20 protein-coding genes and 1 pseudogene are annotated in these 22,435 nt (G+C 68.4%); 7 read left to right on the forward strand and 14 right to left on the reverse strand.

Features of this window, described 5'->3' with window-relative positions; genetic code table 11:
* Window positions 1-2: 2 nt before the first annotated feature.
* The gene (locus Y900_RS08480) at window positions 3-1,577 is read right to left on the reverse strand and encodes an ABC-F family ATP-binding cassette domain-containing protein (RefSeq protein ID WP_036341188.1); all 1,575 of its coding nucleotides are present in this window, start codon (window positions 1,575-1,577) and stop codon (window positions 3-5) included.
* 146 nt (window positions 1,578-1,723) lie between these two features.
* On the opposite strand from Y900_RS08480, the gene Y900_RS08485 reads away from it, so the two are divergent.
* On the forward strand, window positions 1,724-2,170 hold the full coding sequence (locus Y900_RS08485) for a cupin domain-containing protein (protein ID WP_036346225.1): 447 nt from the start codon (window positions 1,724-1,726) through the stop codon (window positions 2,168-2,170).
* On the opposite strand, the gene Y900_RS08490 is transcribed toward Y900_RS08485, so the two are convergent.
* Window positions 2,160-2,912, reverse strand: coding sequence for a 3-keto-5-aminohexanoate cleavage protein (locus tag Y900_RS08490; protein WP_036341191.1), 753 nt, complete (start codon window positions 2,910-2,912; stop codon window positions 2,160-2,162). The two genes, Y900_RS08485 and Y900_RS08490, sit on opposite strands and share 11 nt — an antisense overlap.
* 49 nt (window positions 2,913-2,961) lie before the next feature.
* On the opposite strand from Y900_RS08490, the gene Y900_RS08495 reads away from it, so the two are divergent.
* Both Y900_RS08495 and Y900_RS08500 read left to right on the forward strand, forming a co-directional pair.
* On the forward strand, window positions 2,962-4,680 hold the full coding sequence (locus Y900_RS08495) for an NAD-binding protein (RefSeq protein ID WP_036341194.1): 1,719 nt from the start codon (window positions 2,962-2,964) through the stop codon (window positions 4,678-4,680).
* Window positions 4,681-4,697: 17 nt separating this feature from the next.
* Complete coding sequence (locus Y900_RS08500; protein WP_036346227.1) at window positions 4,698-5,582, forward strand: hypothetical protein; 885 nt, start codon at window positions 4,698-4,700, stop codon at window positions 5,580-5,582.
* Here the strand turns inward: Y900_RS08500 and Y900_RS08505 are convergent.
* Entirely contained in the window at window positions 5,579-6,466 is an 888-nt protein-coding gene (locus Y900_RS08505; RefSeq protein ID WP_036341202.1) for an amidohydrolase family protein, read from the reverse strand. The genes Y900_RS08500 and Y900_RS08505 overlap by 4 nt on opposite strands.
* Window positions 6,467-6,556: 90 nt before the next feature.
* On the opposite strand from Y900_RS08505, the gene Y900_RS08510 reads away from it, so the two are divergent.
* A complete protein-coding gene (locus tag Y900_RS08510; RefSeq protein ID WP_036341205.1) occupies window positions 6,557-7,216 on the forward strand; it encodes a response regulator in 660 nt (219 codons plus the stop codon).
* A 1-nt stretch (window position 7,217) separates the two neighbouring features.
* Here the strand turns inward: Y900_RS08510 and Y900_RS08515 are convergent, their stop codons facing one another.
* On the reverse strand, window positions 7,218-7,442 hold the full coding sequence (locus tag Y900_RS08515; protein ID WP_232077486.1) for a three-helix bundle dimerization domain-containing protein: 225 nt from the start codon (window positions 7,440-7,442) through the stop codon (window positions 7,218-7,220).
* A 143-nt stretch (window positions 7,443-7,585) separates the two neighbouring features.
* Here Y900_RS08515 and Y900_RS08520 point away from each other — a divergent pair, with 143 nt between their 5' ends.
* Window positions 7,586-7,966 carry a hypothetical protein gene (locus Y900_RS08520; RefSeq protein WP_131536122.1) on the forward strand — a complete coding sequence of 127 codons (381 nt, stop codon included), beginning with the start codon at window positions 7,586-7,588 and terminating at the stop codon, window positions 7,964-7,966.
* A 23-nt stretch (window positions 7,967-7,989) separates the two neighbouring features.
* Here Y900_RS08520 and Y900_RS08525 read toward each other — a convergent pair whose 3' ends face one another.
* Genes Y900_RS08525 through Y900_RS08550 form a run of 6 tightly spaced genes read right to left on the reverse strand, consistent with a single transcriptional unit; the run spans window position 7,990 to window position 14,524 of the window.
* Complete coding sequence (locus Y900_RS08525; RefSeq protein WP_036341212.1) at window positions 7,990-8,436, reverse strand: type II toxin-antitoxin system Rv0910 family toxin; 447 nt, start codon at window positions 8,434-8,436, stop codon at window positions 7,990-7,992.
* A 3-nt stretch (window positions 8,437-8,439) separates the two neighbouring features.
* A complete protein-coding gene (locus Y900_RS08530) occupies window positions 8,440-8,646 on the reverse strand; it encodes an antitoxin (protein ID WP_036341213.1) in 207 nt (68 codons plus the stop codon).
* Between the two features lie 3 nt (window positions 8,647-8,649).
* Complete coding sequence (locus tag Y900_RS08535; protein ID WP_036341215.1) at window positions 8,650-11,052, reverse strand: HAD-IC family P-type ATPase; 2,403 nt, start codon at window positions 11,050-11,052, stop codon at window positions 8,650-8,652.
* 28 nt (window positions 11,053-11,080) lie between these two features.
* Window positions 11,081-12,667, reverse strand: coding sequence for a serine hydrolase (locus tag Y900_RS08540; protein WP_036341217.1), 1,587 nt, complete (start codon window positions 12,665-12,667; stop codon window positions 11,081-11,083).
* 18 nt (window positions 12,668-12,685) lie between these two features.
* Window positions 12,686-13,792: an MBL fold metallo-hydrolase gene (locus Y900_RS08545; protein ID WP_036341220.1), complete on the reverse strand. Its 1,107-nt coding sequence runs from the start codon at window positions 13,790-13,792 to the stop codon at window positions 12,686-12,688.
* The gene (locus tag Y900_RS08550) at window positions 13,793-14,524 is read right to left on the reverse strand and encodes an enoyl-CoA hydratase (protein WP_036341224.1); all 732 of its coding nucleotides are present in this window, start codon (window positions 14,522-14,524) and stop codon (window positions 13,793-13,795) included. It abuts the gene before it with no gap.
* Between the two features lie 34 nt (window positions 14,525-14,558).
* Here Y900_RS08550 and Y900_RS08555 point away from each other — a divergent pair, with 34 nt between their 5' ends.
* Window positions 14,559-16,034: a carboxyl transferase domain-containing protein gene (locus Y900_RS08555; RefSeq protein ID WP_036341227.1), complete on the forward strand. Its 1,476-nt coding sequence runs from the start codon at window positions 14,559-14,561 to the stop codon at window positions 16,032-16,034.
* Between the two features lie 53 nt (window positions 16,035-16,087).
* On the opposite strand, the pseudogene Y900_RS08560 reads toward Y900_RS08555, so the two are convergent.
* The 4 genes and pseudogenes from Y900_RS08560 to Y900_RS08575 form a co-directional block, all read right to left on the reverse strand.
* Window positions 16,088-16,723 (reverse strand): annotated as a pseudogene (locus Y900_RS08560) (phosphoribosyltransferase); the annotation flags it as partial.
* Between the two features lie 40 nt (window positions 16,724-16,763).
* Window positions 16,764-17,765, reverse strand: coding sequence for an alpha/beta hydrolase (locus Y900_RS08565; protein WP_202807776.1), 1,002 nt, complete (start codon window positions 17,763-17,765; stop codon window positions 16,764-16,766).
* Entirely contained in the window at window positions 17,762-19,579 is a 1,818-nt protein-coding gene (locus Y900_RS08570; RefSeq protein ID WP_036341233.1) for an ABC transporter ATP-binding protein, read from the reverse strand. Before Y900_RS08570 ends, Y900_RS08565 begins: the two co-directional genes overlap by 4 nt.
* Window positions 19,576-21,567, reverse strand: a complete 1,992-nt coding sequence (locus tag Y900_RS08575) for an ABC transporter ATP-binding protein (RefSeq protein WP_081845037.1) — start codon at window positions 21,565-21,567, stop codon at window positions 19,576-19,578. Before Y900_RS08575 ends, Y900_RS08570 begins: the two co-directional genes overlap by 4 nt.
* 165 nt (window positions 21,568-21,732) lie before the next feature.
* Between Y900_RS08575 and Y900_RS08580 the strand changes: the two genes are divergently transcribed.
* Window positions 21,733-22,434 carry a response regulator transcription factor gene (locus Y900_RS08580; RefSeq protein WP_036341235.1) on the forward strand — a complete coding sequence of 234 codons (702 nt, stop codon included), beginning with the start codon at window positions 21,733-21,735 and terminating at the stop codon, window positions 22,432-22,434.
* Window position 22,435 lies beyond the last annotated feature (1 nt).

Genomic DNA, 22,435 nt, shown 5'->3' on the forward strand with positions numbered 1-22,435 from the left:
CCCTAACCCGCCGCATCCACCACGCCGGGGTGCCGCATCGACAACGTCCGGTCCAGATCCAGCCGGGACAGGAACTCGTCGTCGTGGCTGACCACGATCACCGCGCCACGGTAGGCGCGCAGCGCGTCGACCAGCTGGTCGACGCTGGCCAGGTCGAGATTGTTGGTCGGCTCATCGAGCACGATCAGCTGCGGCGGCGGATCGGCCAGCAGCAGCCGCGCCAGCGCCACCCGGAAGCGCTCTCCGCCGGACAGCGCCGCCACCGCCCGGTACACCGAGTCACCGCGCAGCAGGAACCTGGCCAACCGAGTGCGCACCAGGGCGGTGTCGGCATCGGGCGCCCCGGCACGCACGTTGTCAAGGACGCTGGCCTGCTCGTCCAGGCCGTCGATGCGCTGCGGCAGGTAGCCGATCCGGTCGGTCAGCAAGCGACCCGCGGTTCCGGCGATCAGACCCTCCAGAAGCCGGGTCTTGCCGATGCCGTTGCGGCCGACGACGGCGATCCGTTCCGGACCCATCACCACCAATGGTCCGCCCACACCGGGTAATTCGGCGATTCTGCGACTGGCCGGCACATCGGGATCGGGTACGTCGACACGAATGTGCTCGTCGCTGCGAAGCCTCGCTTCGGCCGCCTGCAGCGCGTCCGCGGCCTCGGCCGCCGAGGCCTCGAGCCCGGTGCGCAGTTTGCCCGCCGCCACCTCCGCGGACGAGGCCCAATTGTTCATCACGATCTTCGGCGCACGTTTGTTGGCGTAGTCCTTGCGCGCCTTACGGTTACGGCGAGCCAGCTTGGTCTCGGCGGCAGCGCGCTGACGCTTCTGCATCCGCACGGTCTGTTCTGCCGACGACACCGCCTGCGCCGCTGCGGCCTGTTCACTGTCCAGGTGAGCCCGGAATTCGCGGTACGGACCTCCGAAGGAGGTGAGCCGGTGGTCGTGCAGCTCGGCGGTGTGGTCCATCCGGTTCAGCAGCGCGACATCGTGACTGACGATCACCAGCGTTCCCGGCCAGTCCGCGATCAGATCGAACAACCTGGCTCTGGCTTCGCGGTCGAGGTTGTTCGTCGGCTCGTCGAGAAGCGTGATTGCCGCGGCCCGAAGCCGAAGGGCGGTGACCGCCAACAACATCGCCTCCCCTCCGGAGACCTGCCCGACGGTCCGGTCCAGGTCCGCGGGCACCATGCCGATGATGCGCAGCGCCTCGGCGGCCCGATCGGCGACGTCCCAGTCCTCGCCGATCACCTCGAAGTCGTGTTCGGTCGCCGAACCGGATTCGATCGCGCGCAGAGCGGCCAGCGCCGCACCCACCCCGAGCACGTCGGCGATCGACACGTCGACCTCGAGCGTCAGCGTCTGCGGCAGGTAGGCGACGTCACCGCGGGTGAGGATCCGGCCGGATGTCGGAGTGAGGTCACCGGCGAGCAGGCGCAGCAGGGTCGACTTGCCGCTGCCGTTGGCACCGACAAGGCCGGTGCGGCCGGCAGGCAGAGTGGCGCTCAGGCCGTCAACCGCGACGGTTCCGTCCGGCCAGGCGAAGTCGAGGTCTATCAGTGTGATGGCTGAGTCGGTAGGCATGGGTCTCCCAGGAGTGGTCGGCGAGCAGGTGAGCTGCGCTGTGATCCACGACGGGGACCCTCCTCACTGGTCGGAAGACTTGAACGGGCGCCACGGTAATGGCCCAACGTCGGCGCAGGCAACCGATTTATCCCTACGCTGTGGCCATGACGAATCTCCCCGACTGGGTTCGCGAGCTGGAGCTGGGGCCTCATCCCGAGGGTGGCTTCTTCAGCGAGACCTGGCGCAGTGACCTGATGTTGGGCGAATCCGCCCTGCCGCCGGACTACAACGGCCCGCGTAACGCCGGCACCGCGATCTACTTCGTGTTGCTGCCCGGCCAGCAGTCCGCCTGGCACACGGTGCGCAGCGCCGAGCTGTGGCTCTATCACCGCGGCAGCCCGCTGCTACTCGACATCGGTGCGGAAAAAGACAGCGCCACAACGGTTCTGCTGGGTCCCGATATCGTCGCCGGTGAACAGCCGCAGGTGCTGGTACCGCCCGGTCATTGGCAGCGTGCCCGTCCCCGCGACGACGAGCCGACGTTGGTCAGTTGCGTGGTGGTGCCGGGCTTCGACTTCGCCGACTTCGCGTTGGCCCCACCTACAGACTGACTGTCCGCAGGACGTCGAACGCGGCGGCGACGAGTTCGGCGTTACCCGGGGCCGGTGACCCGTCCGGCAGCAGCACGGTGTCCTCGAGCCCGATGCGGGTCTGCACGCCGCGCAGTCCCGCGTGGGCCAGCAGTGGCCAGCAGCTGTCGTCCAGGCCGTGCAGCAGCACCGGCGCCGGCGACTCGGCCCGGCGGATCCGCGCCAGCAGGTCGTCGGCGGTCGCGGTGTCCCCGTCGGGCGGGAGTTCGATCATCACCCGCAGGCAGTGCGGGGCCAGGGGCGAACTCGCCCAGGATTCGGCGGCGTCGGCATGAAAGATGCCCGCCTCCACGCCGATGCCCCGGCTCAGCAGCAGCTCCGCCAGATCCTGCGCGCCGGGCTCATGCCAGTTGACGGAGGCGAAGTCGGGCAGCACGGTCCAGGACTCGACGGCGCGTAACCGCCGCTGCGGATCGGGCAGCGCCCAGAATCCTGTCGTCACGCCCAGCGGCAGGCCCGGCAGGGCGTGCCGGACGGCGCTGACCGCCGCGCCCACCGTCTCCGGTTCGAGCGAGTCGACGCCGGCGGCGGTCTTGGGGTGCAGATGCACCGCCATGGCTCCGGCAGCGTGCGCGGCAACGGCGGCGGCGGCCAGTTGCTCCGGTGACACCGGGAGTCCGGCGTGCTGGTCGGGGGTGCGAGCACCGTTGATGCAGGCTTTGACATATGGGGCAGGGGGAAGGGGAGGTACCGGAGAGGGCATGTGCCATTCTCACCCGCCGCGGCGAGAGTTTCCGAAGTAGCGTTCCCCTATGCGTGGCCACACCATCGTCTGCGGCGACGACGCGCTCGGGTTGCGGATCATCGACGAACTCAACAACGCCGGGGTCAGTGTCGCGATCTCGCAGGCGCCCGAGGATCTCGAGGGAGCCGGGATCGCCACCGCCGACGCGGTGATCTGCGCCGACGACGACGATGCGCTCAATCTGGAGATCGCACTGCTCGCACGGCAGGCCAACCCGAGGGCGCGAATCGTGGCTCGACTGTCCAACGCGGTGCTGCGCGAGGCCATGGCCGACGGCAACGGGCCGGGAGCCATCCTCGACGTCGCGGACCTGGCGGCGCCGTCCGTGGTCGAAGCGCTTTTGAAGCGGACCACCCACACCATCTCGGTGGCCGGGGTGGACTTCGTCGTCACCGGCACCACCGCGCGGCGGGACGGCAGCTTGAGGGAGATCTTCGGCGACCTCGCCCCGGTCGCGGTGATCCGCGGCGACGGGTCGGACAATCCCGGCGAGGTCATCGCGTGTCCCGGCCGCGACGTGCAGGTGCGCGAAGGTGACTGGACGGCGATGATCGGCACCGCCGACGAACTCGCCGAGCGGGGTATCGAGGTCGCCAAGCCGATACCCGCATCGCCGCGGGCACGCCCGCTGTCCGTCCGGATATCGGATGCGGTTCGAGCGTTTGCCGACGACCTGAACCCGATGTTCTACCGCGCGCTGGCGGCATCGGCCGCATTGCTGGCCGGTTCGACGATCATGCTCCGCCTGGCCTACGCCAAGCCGGGGATGAGCTGGGTGGACGCGCTGTACTTCTCCGCCGAGACCATCGCAACCGTCGGGTACGGGGATTTCAACTTTCTCCAGCAGCCCACCTGGCTGCGGCTGTGGGGTGTCGTGATGATGTTCGCCGGGGTCGCCACCACGGCAATTGTCGTCGCGTTCGTCGCCGATGTGCTTCTGTCGCACCGCATTTCGCAGGCTGCCAACAAGCAGAAAGTGCGTCATCTCCAGCGTCACGTCGTGGTGGTGGGCCTCGGGTCGTTCGGGATCGGGGTGGTGGCGGTGCTCAAGGCCGCCGGGCACGACGTCGCTGTGATCGAACGTGACGAGGACAACCGCTATCTGTCGGCGGCGGCCGAACTGGGTGTCCCGGTGATCTTCGGTGACGCCACTCTGCGCCAAACACTGGAGGCCGCCCGCATCGGCGACGCCCGCGCGGTCGCGGTGCTCACCCAGGACGACGTGGTCAACATCGAAACCGGCATCGTGGTGCGCGAGATGCTCGGTCCGCGAGCACTTCCCGAGATCCAGCGCCCTGACGTTCCGATCGTGCTGCGGATCTACGACCGGGCGCTCGGATCGGCGGTCGGCACGCGGTTCAAGTTCGAGTACGTCCGCTCGACCGTCGACCTGGCCACTCCGTGGTTCATCGGCGAGGCGATGGGTCTCGATGTGCTGGGGACGTTCTCGGTCGGTCAACGATCGTTCATGGTGGGTGCGGTGCAGGTACAGCCCGGCAGCGAGCTGGATGGAATCAGGATGTTCGAGTTGTCGACGCACACCCGGGTCATCTCCATCGACCGGGCGGGGGCCCCGCTGCGGTTGCATCCGCGCCGCGACACCCAGCTGATCGCCGGCGACACCGCCTACCTCGTCGGCCCGTACCGGGAACTGCTCGCCACCCTCCGCAAGGGGCAACAGGCGTCACGCCCGGAGACGATCAACGGGCCGATATCGACAGGTTGATCACCTACCCTCTGCTCATGACGCAGTCGGGTGAGCAGGTGACGAGGCGCGACGACATCCGTCGCCGCCTCGAGGAGCGCTACCGGCGCCTCGCGGAGTCCCGCCGGCTGAGCCCGGTCACGGCGCTGGTCACGCGGTACAACGAGATCGACGGCGGCACTCAGGGAGCCGTGGTGTCGACCCAGCTGTTCACCACGGTCATCCCGTTGATGATCATCGGCTTCAGCTACATGCAGGGGTTCGCCGACAACGCCAGCCCGGGCACGATCTTCACCCGCCAGTTCGGCCTCGCACATCCGCTGTCCGACCGGTTGCGGGAAGCCTTCGGCAATTCGGCGGGCCTGCGGGCGGATTGGACGCTGATCGGGGTCGCGAGCTTCCTCGTCTGGGGCATCCCGATGGCGGCCTCGGTCGCGACGATCTTCGCCAAGGCCTGGCGCCGCGAGCAGTACAGCTTGGTGACCCGGTTGCTGCGCGGCACAGCATGGTTCACGTTGTACCTCGTCACCATCGCCGTGCGGGAGCGGATCATGTTCGGCCATCACCACCACGGTCTCTCCCGCGGACTGTTGTTCGTCGTGGGCATGTTGCCGGTGTGGGTGTTCTGGTCGCTCACCCCCGCCCTGCTGGTCCGCGACGGCGGCCGAGGCTTACGTCCGCTGGCCCTGGCCGGCCTGGCCGGCGTGGCGATCGACGGCATCGTCATCCCGCTGGGCTCCCGCCTGGTGTTCCCCTCGCTGCTGCACGACTGGGATGGGTTCGGCCCGATCGGCGTGGCGATGGCCCTGCTCATCTGGTGCGGCGCGGTGGGCACCGGCTGGGTGCTGACGGCCTGCGTGGGCGCGGTGCTGTGGGAACGCAACGCGCCATCGAAGATGGTGGTCGACTCCCAGATCGCCTAGGCCAGTCGCAGCACGCGTAGGGCGTTCTCCTTCAGGATCTTGCGCGCCACCGAGGGGTCGATGCCGAGCGCCTCGAAGTCCTGCCGCCAGCGGTCCAGCGCGATGTAGGGGTGATCGGTGCCGAACAGCGCCTTGGTTCCGAGCTGCCGCTTCAGGGCCGAAACGAGCTGCGGCGGGAAATATTTGGGCGACCACCCGGACAGGTCGATATACACGTTGGCTTTGTGCGACGCGATCGCGATCTGCGAGTCGACCCAGGGCACCGCCGGGTGGGCCATCACGACCGTGAGATCAGGGAAGTCGGCGGCGACATCGTCGAGCAGCATCGGGTCGGAGTAGCGCAGCTTGATTCCGTGCCCGCCGGGCAGCGCCGACCCCAGTCCGGTCTGGCCGGTGTGAAACAGCGCGGGCACGCCCGCGGCGGCGATCGACTCGTAGATCGGATAGAACCGGCGATCGTTGGGTTCGAAGCCCTGCAGGCTGGGGTGGAACTTGAAGCCCTTGACCCCATAATCGCCGGTCAGCTCCTGCACCCGCCGCACCGCGTCGGAATCCCACGGATCCACCGACCCGAACGGGATCAGGACGTCGTTGTTGCGCACCGTCCCCTCGATCAGTTCCTCGACCGAGTTGGGCCGGCGCCCCGACACCGTGTGGGCGTCGATGGTGAACACCACCGCGGCGGTGTTGTGCTGCCGGTAGTGCGCGGCGAGGTCGTCGACGCGGGTGAAGTAGTCGGCACCGAGCTTGAAGTACCGCCCGGTGGCCTCGGCCAGCTCGTCGTCGTAGGCACAGTGGCCGCTCGCGTCGACCTCGACATGGGTGTGGAAGTCGATGGCGTCGACCGCCGTGCAGTCGATCGCGGCTTCGTACCTGACGGTCACCGACGCAGTCTAGGAGAGCTCGGCGCTCCTCCGCGGATTTCAGGACCAAAGTCCCTACCGACCGGTAACCCTCCCGGGCTTCACTGCTGTGTGCTCAAGGTGTTCCTGGTCGACGACCACGAAGTCGTGCGCCGCGGTTTGGCGGACCTTCTCGGCGCCGATCCCGAACTGACGGTGGTCGGCGAGGCTGCGACCGTGGCCGAGGCACTGACCCGCATTCCAGCCGCCGCGCCCGACGTCGCGGTGCTCGACGTCCGGTTGCCCGACGGCAGCGGGATCGACCTGTGCCGGGATCTGCTGGCCGCCGACGACGACCTGCGCTGCCTCATCCTGACGGCATTCACCGACGAGCAGTCCATGCTCGACGCGATCCTGGCCGGCGCCAGCGGCTACGTGGTCAAAGACATCCGCGGGATGGCTCTGGCCGAAGCGATCAAGACCGTCGGAAGCGGAAAGTCGTTGTTGGACAACCGCGCCGCAGCCGCCCTGATGTCACGTCTGCGCCGGGCCACCGAGCAGGACGAGCGATTACGGGACTTGTCGTCCACCGAACGCACACTGCTGCAACTGTTGGGCGAAGGCCTGACCAACCGGGAGATCGGCCAGCGGATGTTCCTGGCCGAGAAGACGGTGAAGAACTACGTGTCGCGGCTGCTGCTCAAGCTGGGCTTCGCCGGGCGCACCCAGGCCGCGCTGTTCGCTGCCGAGAATCTGGGCCGCCACGAGGCCGGCCCGGTGGTCGCGCCGTAGATCAGACGGAGATCTCGACGGCGGGCTGCAGGACGAATGTCGCTCGGCAGGAGCGTTCGACGAACAGCGGCACGAACTCGCGGATCCTGGCGTCGTCGAACCGGCGGTAGGTACTGTCCACCGTCTCGGTGATGATGTGGTCCGGTACATACGGGAACGATTCGGTCAGGCGGCTGACCACCTGATCGATCTGGCGCTGCTCTTCAGCACGTTCCACGCCGGACATCATCGGACGAAATACGCGGTTTGCGCAACTATCGGCACCACGGCGGATGACGGCTTGGTAGCGGGTTGATGAACAGCGAGCGGTGGCCGATGCGTCGTTCCACCCGGTGCGCGCGCAGCCATCCGGTCGGATACAGTTCGGCCGTGACCTCACCGAGCAATGTGGACGCAGGCGACCAGACGCCCGAGTCCGCGAATCGCCTTCAGGCCGAACATCTCCGGGAGATGCTGCTGGCCCAGTGCGAGCAACTCGACGCTGACCTGGCCACCTACGGCTCGGCGCTCGAGCGTTACCAGCGGCGCGGTGAGCAGACGCAGGCGCGGCGGATTCGTGGCATGATCCGCGCCGCCGAACGCGAGCGTCGCTCGGTGCAGGATCTGATCACCGGGCTGGAGTGCCGGTTCCTGGTCACGGAGACCGCACGCAGCGAGCAGGCCCGCCGCCTTCCCGGCCTGGGCGCCGCCCGCCAGAGCGCGCCTCGCGTGCATCCCTACCCGACCCCGCACCGGGTCATCAGGAACTGACCCGCGTCAGGACGGCGCGAGAGCTAGGACGGAGCAAAGACGTCCACAAAGCGGTCCAGCGACTCCTTGATGTCGCCCTTCAGCGCGCCGGCCACGACCATGCCGATCGGGCCGAACAGTGCAGCGCCGCCCAGGTGGACGTCCATGGTCACCACCGATTTGTTGGCGTCTTTAGCGTTCGCCCGCACCTTGCCGATCAGCTTGACCTTGACCCCGCCCACACCGGCGCCGTTGAGCGTCATGGCCTCCGGGGCCTTGACGTGCACGATCTCCCACTTGACCCGGTTGGGCATGCCCTTGACCTCGACGATGGATTCCACGACGGTGCCTTTTTCCAGGGTCTCGGGCAGCTTGGAGCGCCACACCCGGTGGATCGTCAGCCAGTCCTTGTAGCGCGAGAGGTCGGAGGCGTGCTCCCACGCCTGCTCGGGCGGTAACGGAACGTCTACGGATACAGAGAGTTTCGCCATAGGTCAGCTTGGTTCGTCGCCCTTGTCGGTGCGGTTGGACTCGACGTAGTTCTTGGCGGCATCCTGCACCTTGTCGACGGTGCTGGAGTACTTGCCCTGCGTCTTCTGGTCGATCATGTCGCCGGCTTTGTCGATTGCCTGGCCCACCTTGTCGGCATTCTCACCCAAGACTTCCTTGGTCTTGCCGAGGGCTTTGTCGAGGAATCCCATCGGTCAATCTTGCACCGCGGGCTCGGTCCGCCACAACATCCGCGGTTCACCCAGCACCCTGCCCTGCACCCACCAGGCCACCTCGACCAGACCGGCGGCGAGCAAACCCATCGCCAGGCCGGTCGAGGTGATCTCCAGGTTGGAGGGATCGAGCATGAACGCCTTACGTGCCGCTGGTATGGCGAAGATCACCACGTAGGCCAGCCCAGAGGCGACCACCAGCGCCACCCGCCACCACTGGTAGGGCCGGGCTACCACCGCGAGCACCCAGACCGCCCCCATCAGCAGGGTGATCAGCGCGGCGGTCGAGGCCTGGGTTTGCTCGGTCATAGTCGCGTCGGTCTTGTGATTGGCGATCAGGTAGGACGCGTAGGTCATCACGCCGATCACCACCCCAGACGGCAGTGCCGAGGTCATCACGCGCCGCACGAACCCGGTGTGAGCGCGTTCGTTGTTGGGCGCCAGAGAAAGGATGAAGGCCGGGATGCCGATGGTGAACCACGCCGCGATCGTCACGTGGATCGGCTGAAACGGGTAGAGCAGCGAGGGCGTGCCGAACAGCTTGTGGGACAACCCGGCCAACCCCACCAGCAGGGCGAGCAGGACCGAGTAGACGGTCTTGGTGAGGAACAGGTTGGAGACCCGCTCGATGTTTCCGATGACGCGCCTACCCTCGCCGACCACATATGGCAGGGTCGCGAACTTGTTGTCCAGCAGCACGATCTGCGCCACCGCGCGCGAAGCCGGGGAGCCCGAGCCCATCGCCACCCCGATGTCGGCATCCTTGAGCGCCAGCACGTCGTTGACGCCGTCGCCGGTCATCGCGACGGTGTGGTCGCGCGACTGCAGGGCGTGCACCATGGCCCGTTTCTGGTCGGGACGCACCCGGCCGAACGTGGTGTAGGTGGCCATCGCATCGGCCAAGGCGCCGATGTCCGTCGGCAGCCGGCGGGCGTCCAGGGTCTCGCCGTGCAGGCCCAGCGTCCCAGCCACCGCCCCGACCGACACGGCATTGTCACCCGAGATCACCTTGACCGAGACATGTTGCGAGGCAAAATATTCCAGGGTATCCCGGGCGTCGGGCCTGACCCGCTGCTCGAGCACCACCAGCGCCACCGGGGTGACCTGTCCGGGCGCATCCGGACTGTCCACCGGCAGATCACTGGCGCCCAGCAGTAATACCCGCATGCCGCGGGCGCCGATCTCCTCGGCCTGCGCGGCGGTCGGCGAGTCGGGGTCCAACAGGACGTCGGGGGCACCGATCAGCCAGTTCCCCTGCTCGCCGTAGGAGACCCCGCTCCACTTCGTGGCGGACTTGAACGGTGCTGCGGCCGTCGCGGTCCAGCCCGGCGGGTGCGGATAGGCCTCGGCGATCGCCTGCATGCTGGCGTTGGGCTTGGGGTCGTCGGCGGCCAGTGCGGCCAGCACGTCGGCCACCCGGTGGTCGTCCTCGCCCAGCGCCGTGACCTCAGCCAGCCGCATGCCGTTCTCGGTCAGGGTGCCGGTCTTGTCTGCGCAGACCACGTCGACGCGGGCCAGCCCTTCGATGGCGGGCAGTTCCTGCACCAGACATTGCCTGCGCCCCAACCGGATCACCCCGACCGCGAACGCGATCGACGTCATCAACACCAGGCCCTCGGGAACCATCGGCACCAGGGCACCGACCATCCGCAGCACCGACTCCCGCCAGCCCACGTCCGTCGTGAACAGCTGGGTGTAGATGACCAGCAGCCCGGTGGGCCACAGCAGGTAGGTGATGAACTGCAGGATCTTGTTGATGCCGCTGCGCAATTCGGATTTGACCAGGGTGAACTTGCTGGCCTCCTCGGCGAGCTTGGCGGCGTAGGCTTCCCGGCCAACCTTGGTGGCGCGATAGGCGCCCGTGCCGGCGACCACGAAGCTGCCCGACATGACGGTGTCGCCGGCGTGTTTGGCGATCGGGTCCGCCTCGCCGGTGAGCAGCGACTCGTCGACCTCGAGGTTGGCGGCCTCGAGCAGTTCGCCGTCGACGACGATCTGGTCTCCCGGGCCGAGCTCGATGATGTCGTCGAGCACCACCTCGTTGGGCGGCAACGGTTTTGTGCCCGTCCGGCGGCGCACGGTGGGTCTGGCCTGCCCGACGATAGCGAGGTTGTCCAGCGTTTTCTTGGCGCGTAGTTCCTGGATGATGCCGATGCCGCTGTTGGCGATGATGAGCAGCCCGAACATCCCGTTGATCAGCGACCCGGTGGACAGCACGATCAGCAGCAGCACCCCGAGGATGGCGTTGATGCGGGTGAACACGTTGGCCCGCACCACCTCCGCGACACTGCGCGAGGCGCGGGTTGGGACGTCGTTGGTTTGGCCGGCGGCGATCCGGGCAGCGACGTCGTCTGCGGACAGGCCTGTTGCGACAGCGGCGGTCATCGTGACCAACTCTCTTCCCGCAAGCGGATCATCGGAAGAACGTTCCCATCTTGTCCTCGTCGTAGTACTCGAGGGTCAGCTTGTCGCCGTCGAAGGTCGCCGTGGAAATGCTTCCGGGCGGGAAGTTCTCAGAGGGGAACGCGAACGTGAAGACGTCGCCGTCCCAGTGGCTGAGTTCAAGGGTGTCCGGCCGCGGCCCCAACGACAGCGTGAGCTTGCCATCCTTCTCGGCGACCACGGCCGCGCCCCAGTAGTCGTTGCGATAGGTGCCGACATACCTGGCGGCCGGTTGGGCCGGGGCCGGGTTGGCCGGCGGTGTCTTGCCTGCCAGCGTGCCGAACGGCTTGTCCATGTCGGCGAACGCGTGCGCGTACAGCGCGCGCCAGTCCTGGCGCACCTCGCCGAACTGGACGAGGTCGGCGAATTCGGCGGTCAGCGTCTCCGGGATGCCCGTCGGGGTGGCGTTGGTCAGTGCGACGATCGCGACGTCGGCTGATGGGATGATCACGAAGTTGGTTGCGGCGCCGAGGTCGAACGCCCCGGAATGGCTCAGCTGCACTCGCGCCGCTGACGTGGTGCCGACGTTGAACCCGTACCCGTAGAAGCCGGAGCGCATCGCCGGCTCCGTCGGCGGGTTCGACACGATCTGCGGGGACACCGCGGGCAGCAGCGCGGCGGGGTCGACGATCTGCCGACCGTTGTATTTTCCTCCCGCCAGCATCATCGTCAGCCAGTGGGTGAGGTCGTTCACCGAGGAACTCACCCCACCGGCGGGCGCTTCGGGGTCGGCGTCACGCTTGTAGAGCGGCTTGTAGGCCCCGTCGATGCGGATGTGCCCGACCGCCTTGTCCGTCCTGGCCTCGTAGTCGGCGAACCGGGAGCTGGTCGACGCCATGCCCAGCGGCCGGTAGAGCACCTCGTCGCTGAGGTCCTCCCAGGACTTGCCGGCCGCCACTGCCACCGCCTCGGCGGCTGCGGTCAACCCGAAGTTTGTGTATGCGTAGGAGATTCGGAACGGCGCGAGTGGAAGCTGACGCAGGCGTTCCAGGATGTAGCGCCGGTCGTAGCCGAGGTCCTCCAGCTGATCCCCGGCGTGGTCAGGCAATCCGGAGCGGTGCGAATACAGGTCACCGACGGTGACCATCCTGGTCGCGGCCGGGTCCGACAGCGCGAACCACGGCAACTTGTCGATCACCGGGGTGTTCCAGCCGACGGCGTTCTGGCTGACCTGATGGGCGACGACGGTGGCGCCGATCGGTTTGGACACCGACGCGAGCTGGAACACCGTGTCCGGGTCGACCTTGTTCGAGGGGTCGTCAGCGGAACGGGTAGCGTCCTTGACGCCAAAGCCTTTGGCGTACACGGTCTTACCGCCGTGCACCACCGCAACCGCCATCCCGGGGATGCCGGCGGACTTCATCAGGTCGGCGGCGATGCCGTCGAGTTTGGCTACGGCGTTGTCAACGGCGTTGTCCGGCAGCGCCATGGCGGGCACCAGCGGCGGTGGCTGGTCGGACAGCGACGGGCGCGTCTCGGGCTTGGATGCCGTGCCGCTACACGCGGTGAGCGCGGCGACCAGGGCGACGATCGCGGCGCGTGCTGCCAGAGCGGTCATGGCTTGCACCGTAGTGGCTCACAGTTGCCACCACTTGTCTATTGCTTCCGCCGCGCCCGCGACGACCCGGCCACCGGGCCTCGGCACCGCTGCCTGCACGCCGGCATCGTCGGCGGCCGCCAGCATCCGCTCGACCGGCTCGGCCCACGGATGGGGAGCCAGCCGGAACGTGCACCAGTGGATCGGGACCAGTAGCCCGGCATCGGTGACATCGCGGTGGGCGCGCACCGCCTCCTCCGGGTTCATGTGGATGTCCGGCCAGGACTTGTTGTACGCCCCGATGGGCATCAACGTGAGGTCGAAGGGGCCGTGCTCGGCGCCGATGTCGCAGAAGCTGCGGGTGTAGCCGGTGTCGCCGCCGAAGTAGGCGCGGTGCTGCGGGCCGATGATCGCCCATGACGCCCACAGCGTGGTGTTGCGGGACAGGAACCGGCCGGAGAAGTGCCGCGCGGGCGTGCACACCAGGGTGAGGTCCCCGATGCGGACGTCGGCGTTCCAGTCGAGTTCGATGATGCGCTCCGGCGGGACACGCCACTGCCGCAGGTGGGCGCCGACGCCGAGCGGCACGACGAACGGCGCCCGCTGGGTGCGGACCAGTCCGAGCACGGTGTCCATGTCGAGATGGTCGTAGTGGTCGTGGCTGATCACGACCGCATCCAGCGCGGGGAGCGCCTCCAGCGGGGCGGGCACCGGATGCAGCCGCTGGGGCCCGACGGTGCGCGAGGGCGAGCACCGCTCACTCCACACCGGATCGGTGAGCACCCGGTAGCCGTCGATCTCCAGCAGTGCCGTCGAATGGCCCAGCCAGCTGACCGCCAGCGGTTCGGACTCGGTGGCCGCCGGCGCGACCAGCGGCACGGTGCCGGCGGGGCGGCTGGCCGAGCGGGAGGACAACATGTCGAACAGGACGAGGCGGCTCTCCTCGGAGTCCAGCCGCAGCGCGGAGGCCGGCTCCAGATTGTGGAACACCCCTTCGCGGTAGTTAGGCGAGGCGTCGGCGACCGGCCGGATCTCGGCGGGCCCGGCCCCCAGCGACGCGGGGGCGTCGTTCAGGGCGCGCAGCAGCCACCCGCCGCCTGCCAGCGATGCGGTCCCGGCGGCCAGCCGAAGAGCGGCCCTCAGCACCTACGCGCCCTTGAACTTGGCGGCGCGCTTCTCGATGCGCGCGACCTGGGCCTCGATGACGTCCTGGCTGCCCCACGCCTTGTCGAACAGTTCCTTGTGGGTGGGCCACTGCTCCTCGAACGCCCCGTCGTCGTTGAGCACCCGCTTGGACGCCTGCAGGGACAGCGGCGCCAGCCCGGCGATCTCGTCGGCCCACGCCTGGGCGTCGGCCAAATCACCGAGGCGGTTGGCCATCCCGGTCATCAGCGCGGTGTCGGCGTCGAGGCGCTCGGCGCCCAGCAGCATGCCGCGCGCCCGCCCGTACCCGACCAGCGACGACAACCGTCGGACGCTCCAGTTATCAAGCGCCAGGCCATATTTCGCGATCGGGAACTGGAAGTAGGCTCCGGGAGCCACCACTCGCAGGTCGCAGACCATGGCCAGCTGCACTCCCGCGCCGATCGCGGGCCCGTTGATCGCCGCGATCACGGGCATCGGCGCGGCGTCTATCGCCTTGTTCAGCGCGATGGCCTTGTCGGGGAAATCGGCGGCGAAGACGTCTCCGGACAGATCGGCGCCCGCACAAAATACGGTGCCCTGGCCGGTCAGCACGATCACACGGACATCCTCGGCTGCGGCCTTCTCGACCGTTTCCCGCAGCGTGTCGACAAGTTCGGAGTTGAGCGCGTTGCGTCGTTCCGGACGCTGCAGCTCGATGGTGGTCACATCCCCCACGCGGTTGATACCGATCATGGTTCGAGGGTACTGGCTCCGATAATGTCGTCGCGTGAGCCGGATCGGGGCTGCCGAACTACGCGACGCCGCACTGGACCATGGTTCCTTCCGGAGCTGGGACAGCGCGCCGCTGGATGTCGGCGCCGACGACGCGTACGCCGGTGAGCTCGAACGGGCTCGCGCCAAGACCGGCTTCGACGAGGCGGTGCTGACCGGCGAAGGCACAGTCCACGGCCGCCGGGTCGCGGTCGTGGCCTGCGAATTCGACTTCCTTGCCGGGTCCATCGGGGTGGCCGCCGCCGAACGCGTCACCGCGGCGATCGAACGGGCGACCGCCGAGAAGTTGCCGCTGCTGGCGTCGCCGAGTTCGGGTGGCACCCGCATGCAGGAGGGCACCGTCGCGTTCCTGCAGATGGTGAAGATCGCCGCGGCCGTCACCCAGCACAAGCGGGCACACCTGCCGTATCTGGTGTACCTGCGGCATCCGACGACCGGCGGGGTGTTCGCATCCTGGGGCTCGCTGGGCCACATCACCGCCGCGCAGCCCGGTGCGCTCATCGGATTTCTCGGGCCGCGGGTGTACGAGCAGCTCTACGCCGAACCGTTCCCCGCCGGCGTGCAGACCGCGGAGAACCTGTTGCGGCACGGCATAATTGACGCGGTCGTCGGCATCGAAGCACTGCGCGCGACGTTGAACCGCGCCCTGAAGGTCATCACCGATGCCCCGGGTCCCCCGCCGGCGGCGCTACCCGACGAGCCGATCCCCGACGTCCCGGCGTGGGAGTCCGTCGTCGCATCGCGGCGTCCGGACCGGCCGGGGGTGAGCTGGCTACTGCGCGAAGGCGCGACGGACCGAGTAGCGCTGTCCGGCACGCACGGCGATGCGGCCACCACGGCGCTGGCACTGGCCCGGTTCGGCGATCAGCCTGCCGTCGTCGTCGGTCAGCAACGCGTTGTCGGCGGGGTGGTGGGGCCCGCGGCTTTGCGTGAAGCCCGCCGCGGCATGGCGCTTGCCGCCGGGCTGAAGCTGCCCCTGGTGCTGGTGATCGACACCGCCGGCCCCGCGCTGTCGGCGGAGGCCGAACAGGGCGGGCTGGCCGGCGAGATCGCCCGTTGTGTCTCGGATTTGGTCACGCTGGACACCCCGACGGTGTCGGTGCTCCTGGGCCAGGGCAGCGGCGGCCCCGCGCTGGCGATGGTTCCGGCCGACCGGGTACTGGCCGCCCAGCACGGTTGGCTGGCGCCGCTGCCGCCGGAAGGCGCGAGCGCCATCGTATTCCGCGACACCGACCACGCCCCGGAACTGGCTGCGGCACAAGGTGTCCGGTCGCTGGACCTGCTGCGCAACGGCATCGTCGACACGATCGTGCCCGAGCATCCAGATGCCGCGGACGAGCCGGTGGAGTTCGCGCACCGACTGTCCGTGGCGATCGCGCGCGAGATCCATGATCTGCGCGAGACCTCCGCGGAGCAGCGGTACACCGCCCGGCTGGCGCGCTACCGGCGAATCGGCCTCGAGTCGCGCTGACACCGCACTGAGAGCGAACTTCTCGCCAAATCATCGCTCTCGGTGCGATCTCAGCGTTCGGCGCAGTCCAACAACGCAGTCACCTGCTCGTCGGAGGTCTGCCGGAAATCGTCGTAGCCCTGCCCGACCGCACTGAAATACCTTGGCGCGCAAGGGCATACCACGTCGTCGGCGCAGGAGTGCAGCTCGGCGACGGTGTCCGGCGCGCCGATCGGGGCGGCCAGCACCACCTTCGCCGCGCCTCGCGCGCGAGCAACCAGGCACGCCGCGCGCGCGGTGGAGCCGGTGGCGAAGCCGTCGTCGACGATCAGCACCGTCCGGCCGGCCAGCGGCTGCGGGGTCCGGCCGCGGCGGTAGCGCGCGACGCGGCGGGCCAGCTCGGTGCGCTGCTCGGCCTCCACCTCGCCGATCTCGGCGTCGCTGATCACCACGTGCCGCAGCACCGCCTCGTTGATCACCCGCACGCCGTCCTCACCGATCGCACCGAAGGCCAGCTCGGGCTGCCCGGGTACGCCGAGCTTGCGCACGACGAGCACATCGAGCGGGGCGGCCAGCGCCTTGGCGACCTCGAAGGCCACCGGCACGCCGCCGCGGGGCAGACCGAGGACCAGCGGGCTGTCGTCTCGATAGCAGTCGAGACACTCGGCGAGCCGCCGGCCCGCGTCCGCCCGGTCGGCGTAGCGCTGCATACCGTCGAGTATTCACCGAACCGGCGAGTTCAGCCCCGCATCAGAGGTTGTTGCTGCGGAGCCAGGAACGAATGGCCTCGACGAGCTCGCCTTTGCATTCCACCGGCAGCCAGTGTCCGCCTGCCAGCCGGGTCACCGCGAGGCGCGCACACGCCGCGCGCATCGGCTCGCCTTGGCGATTGCCGGTGATGCTGCAGATGGGATCCCACTCGCCGTTGACGAACAGCACCGGTTGCGACAGTCGGCCGCCGTCGGGCGCCCCACGGGCATAGGCGATGTTGGCCTCGTCGTTCGTGTACCAGGCGCAGGAGCCTCGAAACCCGCGGGTCTCGAACGCCTGGACCAGCATCGCGAAATCGGCCGGTGGCCACAGCGCCGGGTCGGCGGCCGTCGGCGGGGCGCGGTGCGCGGACCCGAAACGTCCCCCGTTACGCGTGACCACCGCCGTCGGCGAAACCTTTCCGACCGCGTCAGGGCTGCCGCGCCGGTACACCGAGGCCAAGGTGGCCGCGCGGTCTGCGTCGAGATCGGCGACCGCAGCGTCGAAATGTGTTGTGTAGTAGCGGTAGTAATCCCATTGACCGTCGGGGTACTCGTCGGCGGGGTAGATCTCCCGATCAACGAGCGGTACCAGGGTGGCCAGACTGTTCGCGTCGGGGAAGTACGCCCACGATGTCAGCACGACTCCGCGGCTCCGCTTGGGTTCGTGCGCGGTCAGGGCGCCCGCCACGATGCTTCCCCAGTCGTGGCCGACCCAGATCGCGGATTCGCCGCCGAGGTGATCGTGAAATTCCACCATGTCGGCGACGATGTCTTCGATGGCGTAGGCGTCACCGGCCGCAGGCACCGATGAGCCTCCGTAGCCCCGCAGATCAGGGGCGACGCAGTGCCAGCCGTCGGCGGAGAAGGCCTCCATCTGGGCATGCCAGATCAGCCCGATACTCGGCCAGCCGTGCAGGAACACCATCAACGGGCCGTCGGCGGGCCCGCTTTCGAGGTAGTGGGTCGTGTGACGCGGCGTGCTGAAGGTTCGGGCGATCACGCCAGCGATTCCAGCCACGCTCGGTGCAGGGCGGCGTAGCGGCCTTCCGCGTCGACGAGCTCACTGGGCGGTCCGTCCTCGACGATGCGCCCGTGCTCCAGCACCAGCACCCGGTCGGCGATTTCGACGGTCGACAACCGGTGGGCGATGATCAGCGCCGTCCGGTCGGCCAGCACGGTGCGCAGCGCGCGCTGCACCAGCCGCTCGCTGGGGATGTCCAGCGACGACGTCGCTTCGTCGAGGATCAGCACCGCGGGGTCGGCGAGGAATGCCCGTGCGAACGCGACCAACTGCCGCTGCCCGGCCGACAGCCGCCCCCCGCGGGTGGCGACGTCGGTGTCGTAGCCGTCGGGCAGCGCGTCGATGAACTCGTCGGCCCCGACCGCGACCGCGGCGGCGTGCACCTCGGCGTCCGACGCCGACGGGCGGCCGAACCGGATGTTGTCGGCGACGGTCCCGGAGAACAGGAAGTTCTCCTGGGTCACCATCACGACGTGGCGGCGCAGGTCGCTTTGCGCGAAGTCCCGCAGATCGACACCGTCGAGGGTGACCGCACCCGAGGTCGGGTCGTAGAACCGGGCGATCAGCTTGGCGATCGTGGTCTTACCCGCACCAGTGGTGCCGACCAGCGCGACGGTCTGCCCGGCCGGCACGACCAGCGACAGCCCGGGCAACACCGGCCGGGCCGGCACATAGTTGAATTGCACGTCGCGGAAGGCGATTTCGCCGTTGATCCGGTCGAGGTGCACCGGCACAGGCGGGTCCGCGATCGCCGGCTTCTGGGCCAGCACGCCGGCAAGCTTCTCCAGCGCACTGGATGCCGACTGGAAGGTGTTGAAGAACTGCGAGATCTCCTGCATCGGCTCGAAGAACATCCGCAGATACAGCAGGAACGCCGCCAGGGTGCCGATCGTCATCTCGCCGTGCAACACCCGGTAGCCGCCGTAGAGCAACACCACGCCGGTGGTCAGGTTGCCGACCAGCTTGACCGCGGGCATGAAGATCGCCAGCAGCCGGAAGGTCCGTTCGTTGTCGAAGCGGTACCGGTCGGCGACGTCGTCGAAGATCTCCTGATTGCGCGGCCCGCGCCGGTAGGCCTGGACCGCTTTGATGCCCGTCATCGTCTCGACGAACTGCACGATCACCAGCGCGGCGCTCTCCCGCACGCGGCGATAGGTCTTGGCCGACTCGGCCGAGAACCACCACACCAGCGCCACGAGGATCGGGAAGGCGGCCAGGCACATCAGGCCCAGCTTCACGTCGAGGGTGACCAGCAGGATCGCGGTGCCGAACAACGTCAGCACCGCGGTGATCAGGCTGTCGAAGCCGGTCTCCAGCATGTCCTGGATGGCGTCGACATCGTTGGTCAACCGGCTGACCACCCGGCCGGAGGTGTAGCGGTCGTGGAAGGCCACGTCGAGGCGCTGGAAGTGCCGGAACACCCGGCGGCGCACCTCCAGCAGCACACTCTGGCCGATGCGGCCGGAGCGCTTCAGGAACGTCATCCGGCTGATCGCCTGCACGCACACCACACCGCAGAGCACCGCGACGACGATGATCAGTTCGCGCGCCGGACCACCGGCCAGCAGCGGTGGGATGGCGTGATCGATACCGCGCTGGACCAGAAGCGGAACCGACAGCCGCGCAGCGTTTTCCACCACGACGACGAGCGCGAGCAGCGCGACCGTCGCCTTGAACGGCGCGAGCAGCGAACCCAGCAGCGCACGGGCCTCACGTTTACGCGGCCTGGCCTCGTCGATCGGCAGGTCGTCGGGTTCCTCGTCGAGCCGCCCCCGCCATTCGGTGGCGGTCATCGCTGCCGGCCCTCCGACGCCAGGTAGTCGGACGTACGCCGGGTGGCGCCCCGCTGCTCGCACGCCTCCTCATAGGCGTGATCCAGCCGGTGGCGCTCGTCGTCGTCCTCCCAGTCGCAGCGCACCTCGCTCCCGTCGTCGAGCTCGTCGTCGGCGGCGAGCAGGAAGCGGTAGCGCGGAACGGTGGCGAGCAGTTCTGCGTGGGTGCCGATATGCGTGATCGTGCCCGCGCCGTCGACGGTGTCGAGCAGCGCGACCTTGTCGGCCAGCAGGACCGTCGAGGCGCGGTGCGCGACCACGACGGCCGTGACACCGGCCAGCACCCGCCCGAGAGCCTCGGTGACCACAGCCTCGGTGTGCACGTCGAGCGCGGACAGCGTGTCGTCGAGCACCAGGACCCGCGGTGCGGCCAGGATGGCGCGGGCCAACGAAAGCCGTTGCCGCTGACCACCGGACAGGCTCATGCCCTGTTCCCCGATCCGGGTCTGCAGACCGTACGGCAGGTCGTAGACGAACTGCGCGGCGGCGATCTCGACAGCGCTGCGCAGCTCGTCCTCGGACGCCTCCGGCCTTCCGAGCCGGAGGTTCTCTGCGACCGACATGGAGAACAACGTCGGGTCCTCGAACGCGGTGGCGACGGTGGTGCGCAACGCATCCAGGGACAGCTCGCGGATGTCGGTGCCGTCGATGCGGATCGCACCCTCGGTGACGTCGTAGAGCCGCGGCAGGAGACCGGCCAGCACCGATTTGCCCGAACCGGTGGCGCCCACCAGCGCCAGCGTCTCGCCCGGTTCGACGGTCACGGTGACGTGCCGCAACGCCCAGGACTCTGAGTCAGGGAACCGAAAACCCACGTCGTCCAGCTCCAGGCGCCCGCCGCGCGGCGCGACCCTGCAGGGCCCGTCGGTGATCTCCCGCGGGGCGTCGAAGATCTCGGCGATCCGGTTGGCCGCCGTCATCGCCTCCTGCGTCATCGACAGCAGGAAACCCAGCGAAGCGATCGGCCACACCAGCGACAGCATCATCGTGATGAACGCGACCAGCGTGCCCATGGTGACCAGGCCGTGCCCGGCGGCATACGCACCGAAGCCCAGCACCACGATCAGCGTGAGGTTGGGGATCACCTCGAGCAACGTCCAGAACCTCGCCGACACCGCGACCTTCTGGATCTGGGTGTCGTACAGCGTGCTTGCCTGCTCATCGAAGCGGTCGTACACGTAGTTCTCCCGACCGAAGGACTTCACCGCGCGCAGCCCCAGCGCCGACTCCTCGACGTGGGTGGCGACATGGCCGGCCTGGTCCTGGGCCTGCCGGGCCAGTTGGGTGAAGGTGCGCTCGAAGTGCAGCACGATCAGGGTGATCGGCGCGATCGAGACCAGTACGACGACACCGAGCGGCCAGTACATCGCCAGCAGGATGATGGTGACGACGGTGATCTGCAGGATGTTGAGGATCAGGAAGACCAGTCCGAATGACAGTAACCGTCGAATCACGTTGAGATCGTTCATGATTCGCGACAGCAGCTGGCCCGATTGCCAGCGGCCGTGAAACGACATCGGCAGGATCTGCAGCCGGGCGTAGAGGTCTTTACGGATGTCGGCCTCGACACCCATGGTGGCCCGGGACACCAGCCAGCGGCGGATGAACCACAGCACCGCCTCGGTGACGCCGACTGCCATCGCGGCGGCGCCGACCACCCACAGTGCCCGCTGGTCCTGGTGGCGGACCGGTCCGTCGATCACCGCCTTGGTCATCAACGGGATCGCGACGGTGGCCGCCAGGCTGCTGATCGCGATGACGAGCATCGCGATCCACCGTGCGCGGTACGGCATCAGGTAGGGCAACAACCGGAACAGATCGGTGGCGGCCCGGGTGGTCGTGCGCGGCGCGGCGATGGCCGGTTCCGACACGATTTCGGAAGTCACCTCGTCCACCCCACCATTTCCCTCGTCACCGACACCGCTGAACCTAAGCGCCCAGTCCGACATGACTCCCCTGCATTCGATGATCCCACGGGAGTGCAATCGGTTATCGGACGAGATTTTTCAACGCTAGAACCTCAACACCTATTGAGGTCAAACTCTTCCGGCGCAGGTCACCGTGTCGCGTCGGCCTCCCACTGATACGGGCGTCGATCAGGCAAGATAGTGCCCATGGACAGTAGTTCAGCCGCACCCCGAGTACTGGTGGTCGACGACGATCCCGACGTGCTCGCCTCGCTCGACCGCGGTCTGCGGCTCTCCGGATTCGAGGTCTCCACCGCCGTCGACGGCGCCGAAGCCCTTCGCTCGGCCACCGAAACCAAACCGGACGCGATCATCCTCGACATCAACATGCCGGTGCTCGACGGTGTCAGCGTGGTGACCGCACTTCGTGCGATGGACAACGACGTGCCGGTCTGTGTGCTCTCGGCGCGCAGTTCGGTCGACGACCGGGTCGCCGGCCTGGAGGCCGGCGCCGACGACTACCTGGTCAAACCATTCGTGCTGGCCGAGTTGGTGGCCCGGGTCAAGGCACTGCTGCGCCGCCGGGGCGCCACCGCCACGTTCTCCTCGGAGACCATCCAGGTGGGTCCCCTGGAGGTCGACATCCCCGGTCGGCGGGCCAGGGTCAACGGTGTCGACGTCGACCTGACGAAACGCGAGTTCGACCTGCTGGCCGTCCTCGCCGAGCACAAGACCGCGGTCTTGTCCCGTGCGCAGCTCCTCGAGCTGGTGTGGGGCTACGACTTCGCCGCCGACACCAACGTGGTCGACGTCTTCATCGGTTACCTGCGCCGCAAGCTCGAGGCGGGCGGCGCACCCCGACTGCTGCACACCGTGCGCGGCGTCGGTTTCGTGCTGCGCACCCAGTGAC

The sequence above is a fragment of the Mycolicibacterium aromaticivorans JS19b1 = JCM 16368 genome (genome assembly GCF_000559085.1).
In the GTDB taxonomy this organism is placed as follows: Bacteria; Actinomycetota; Actinomycetes; order Mycobacteriales; family Mycobacteriaceae; genus Mycobacterium; species Mycobacterium aromaticivorans.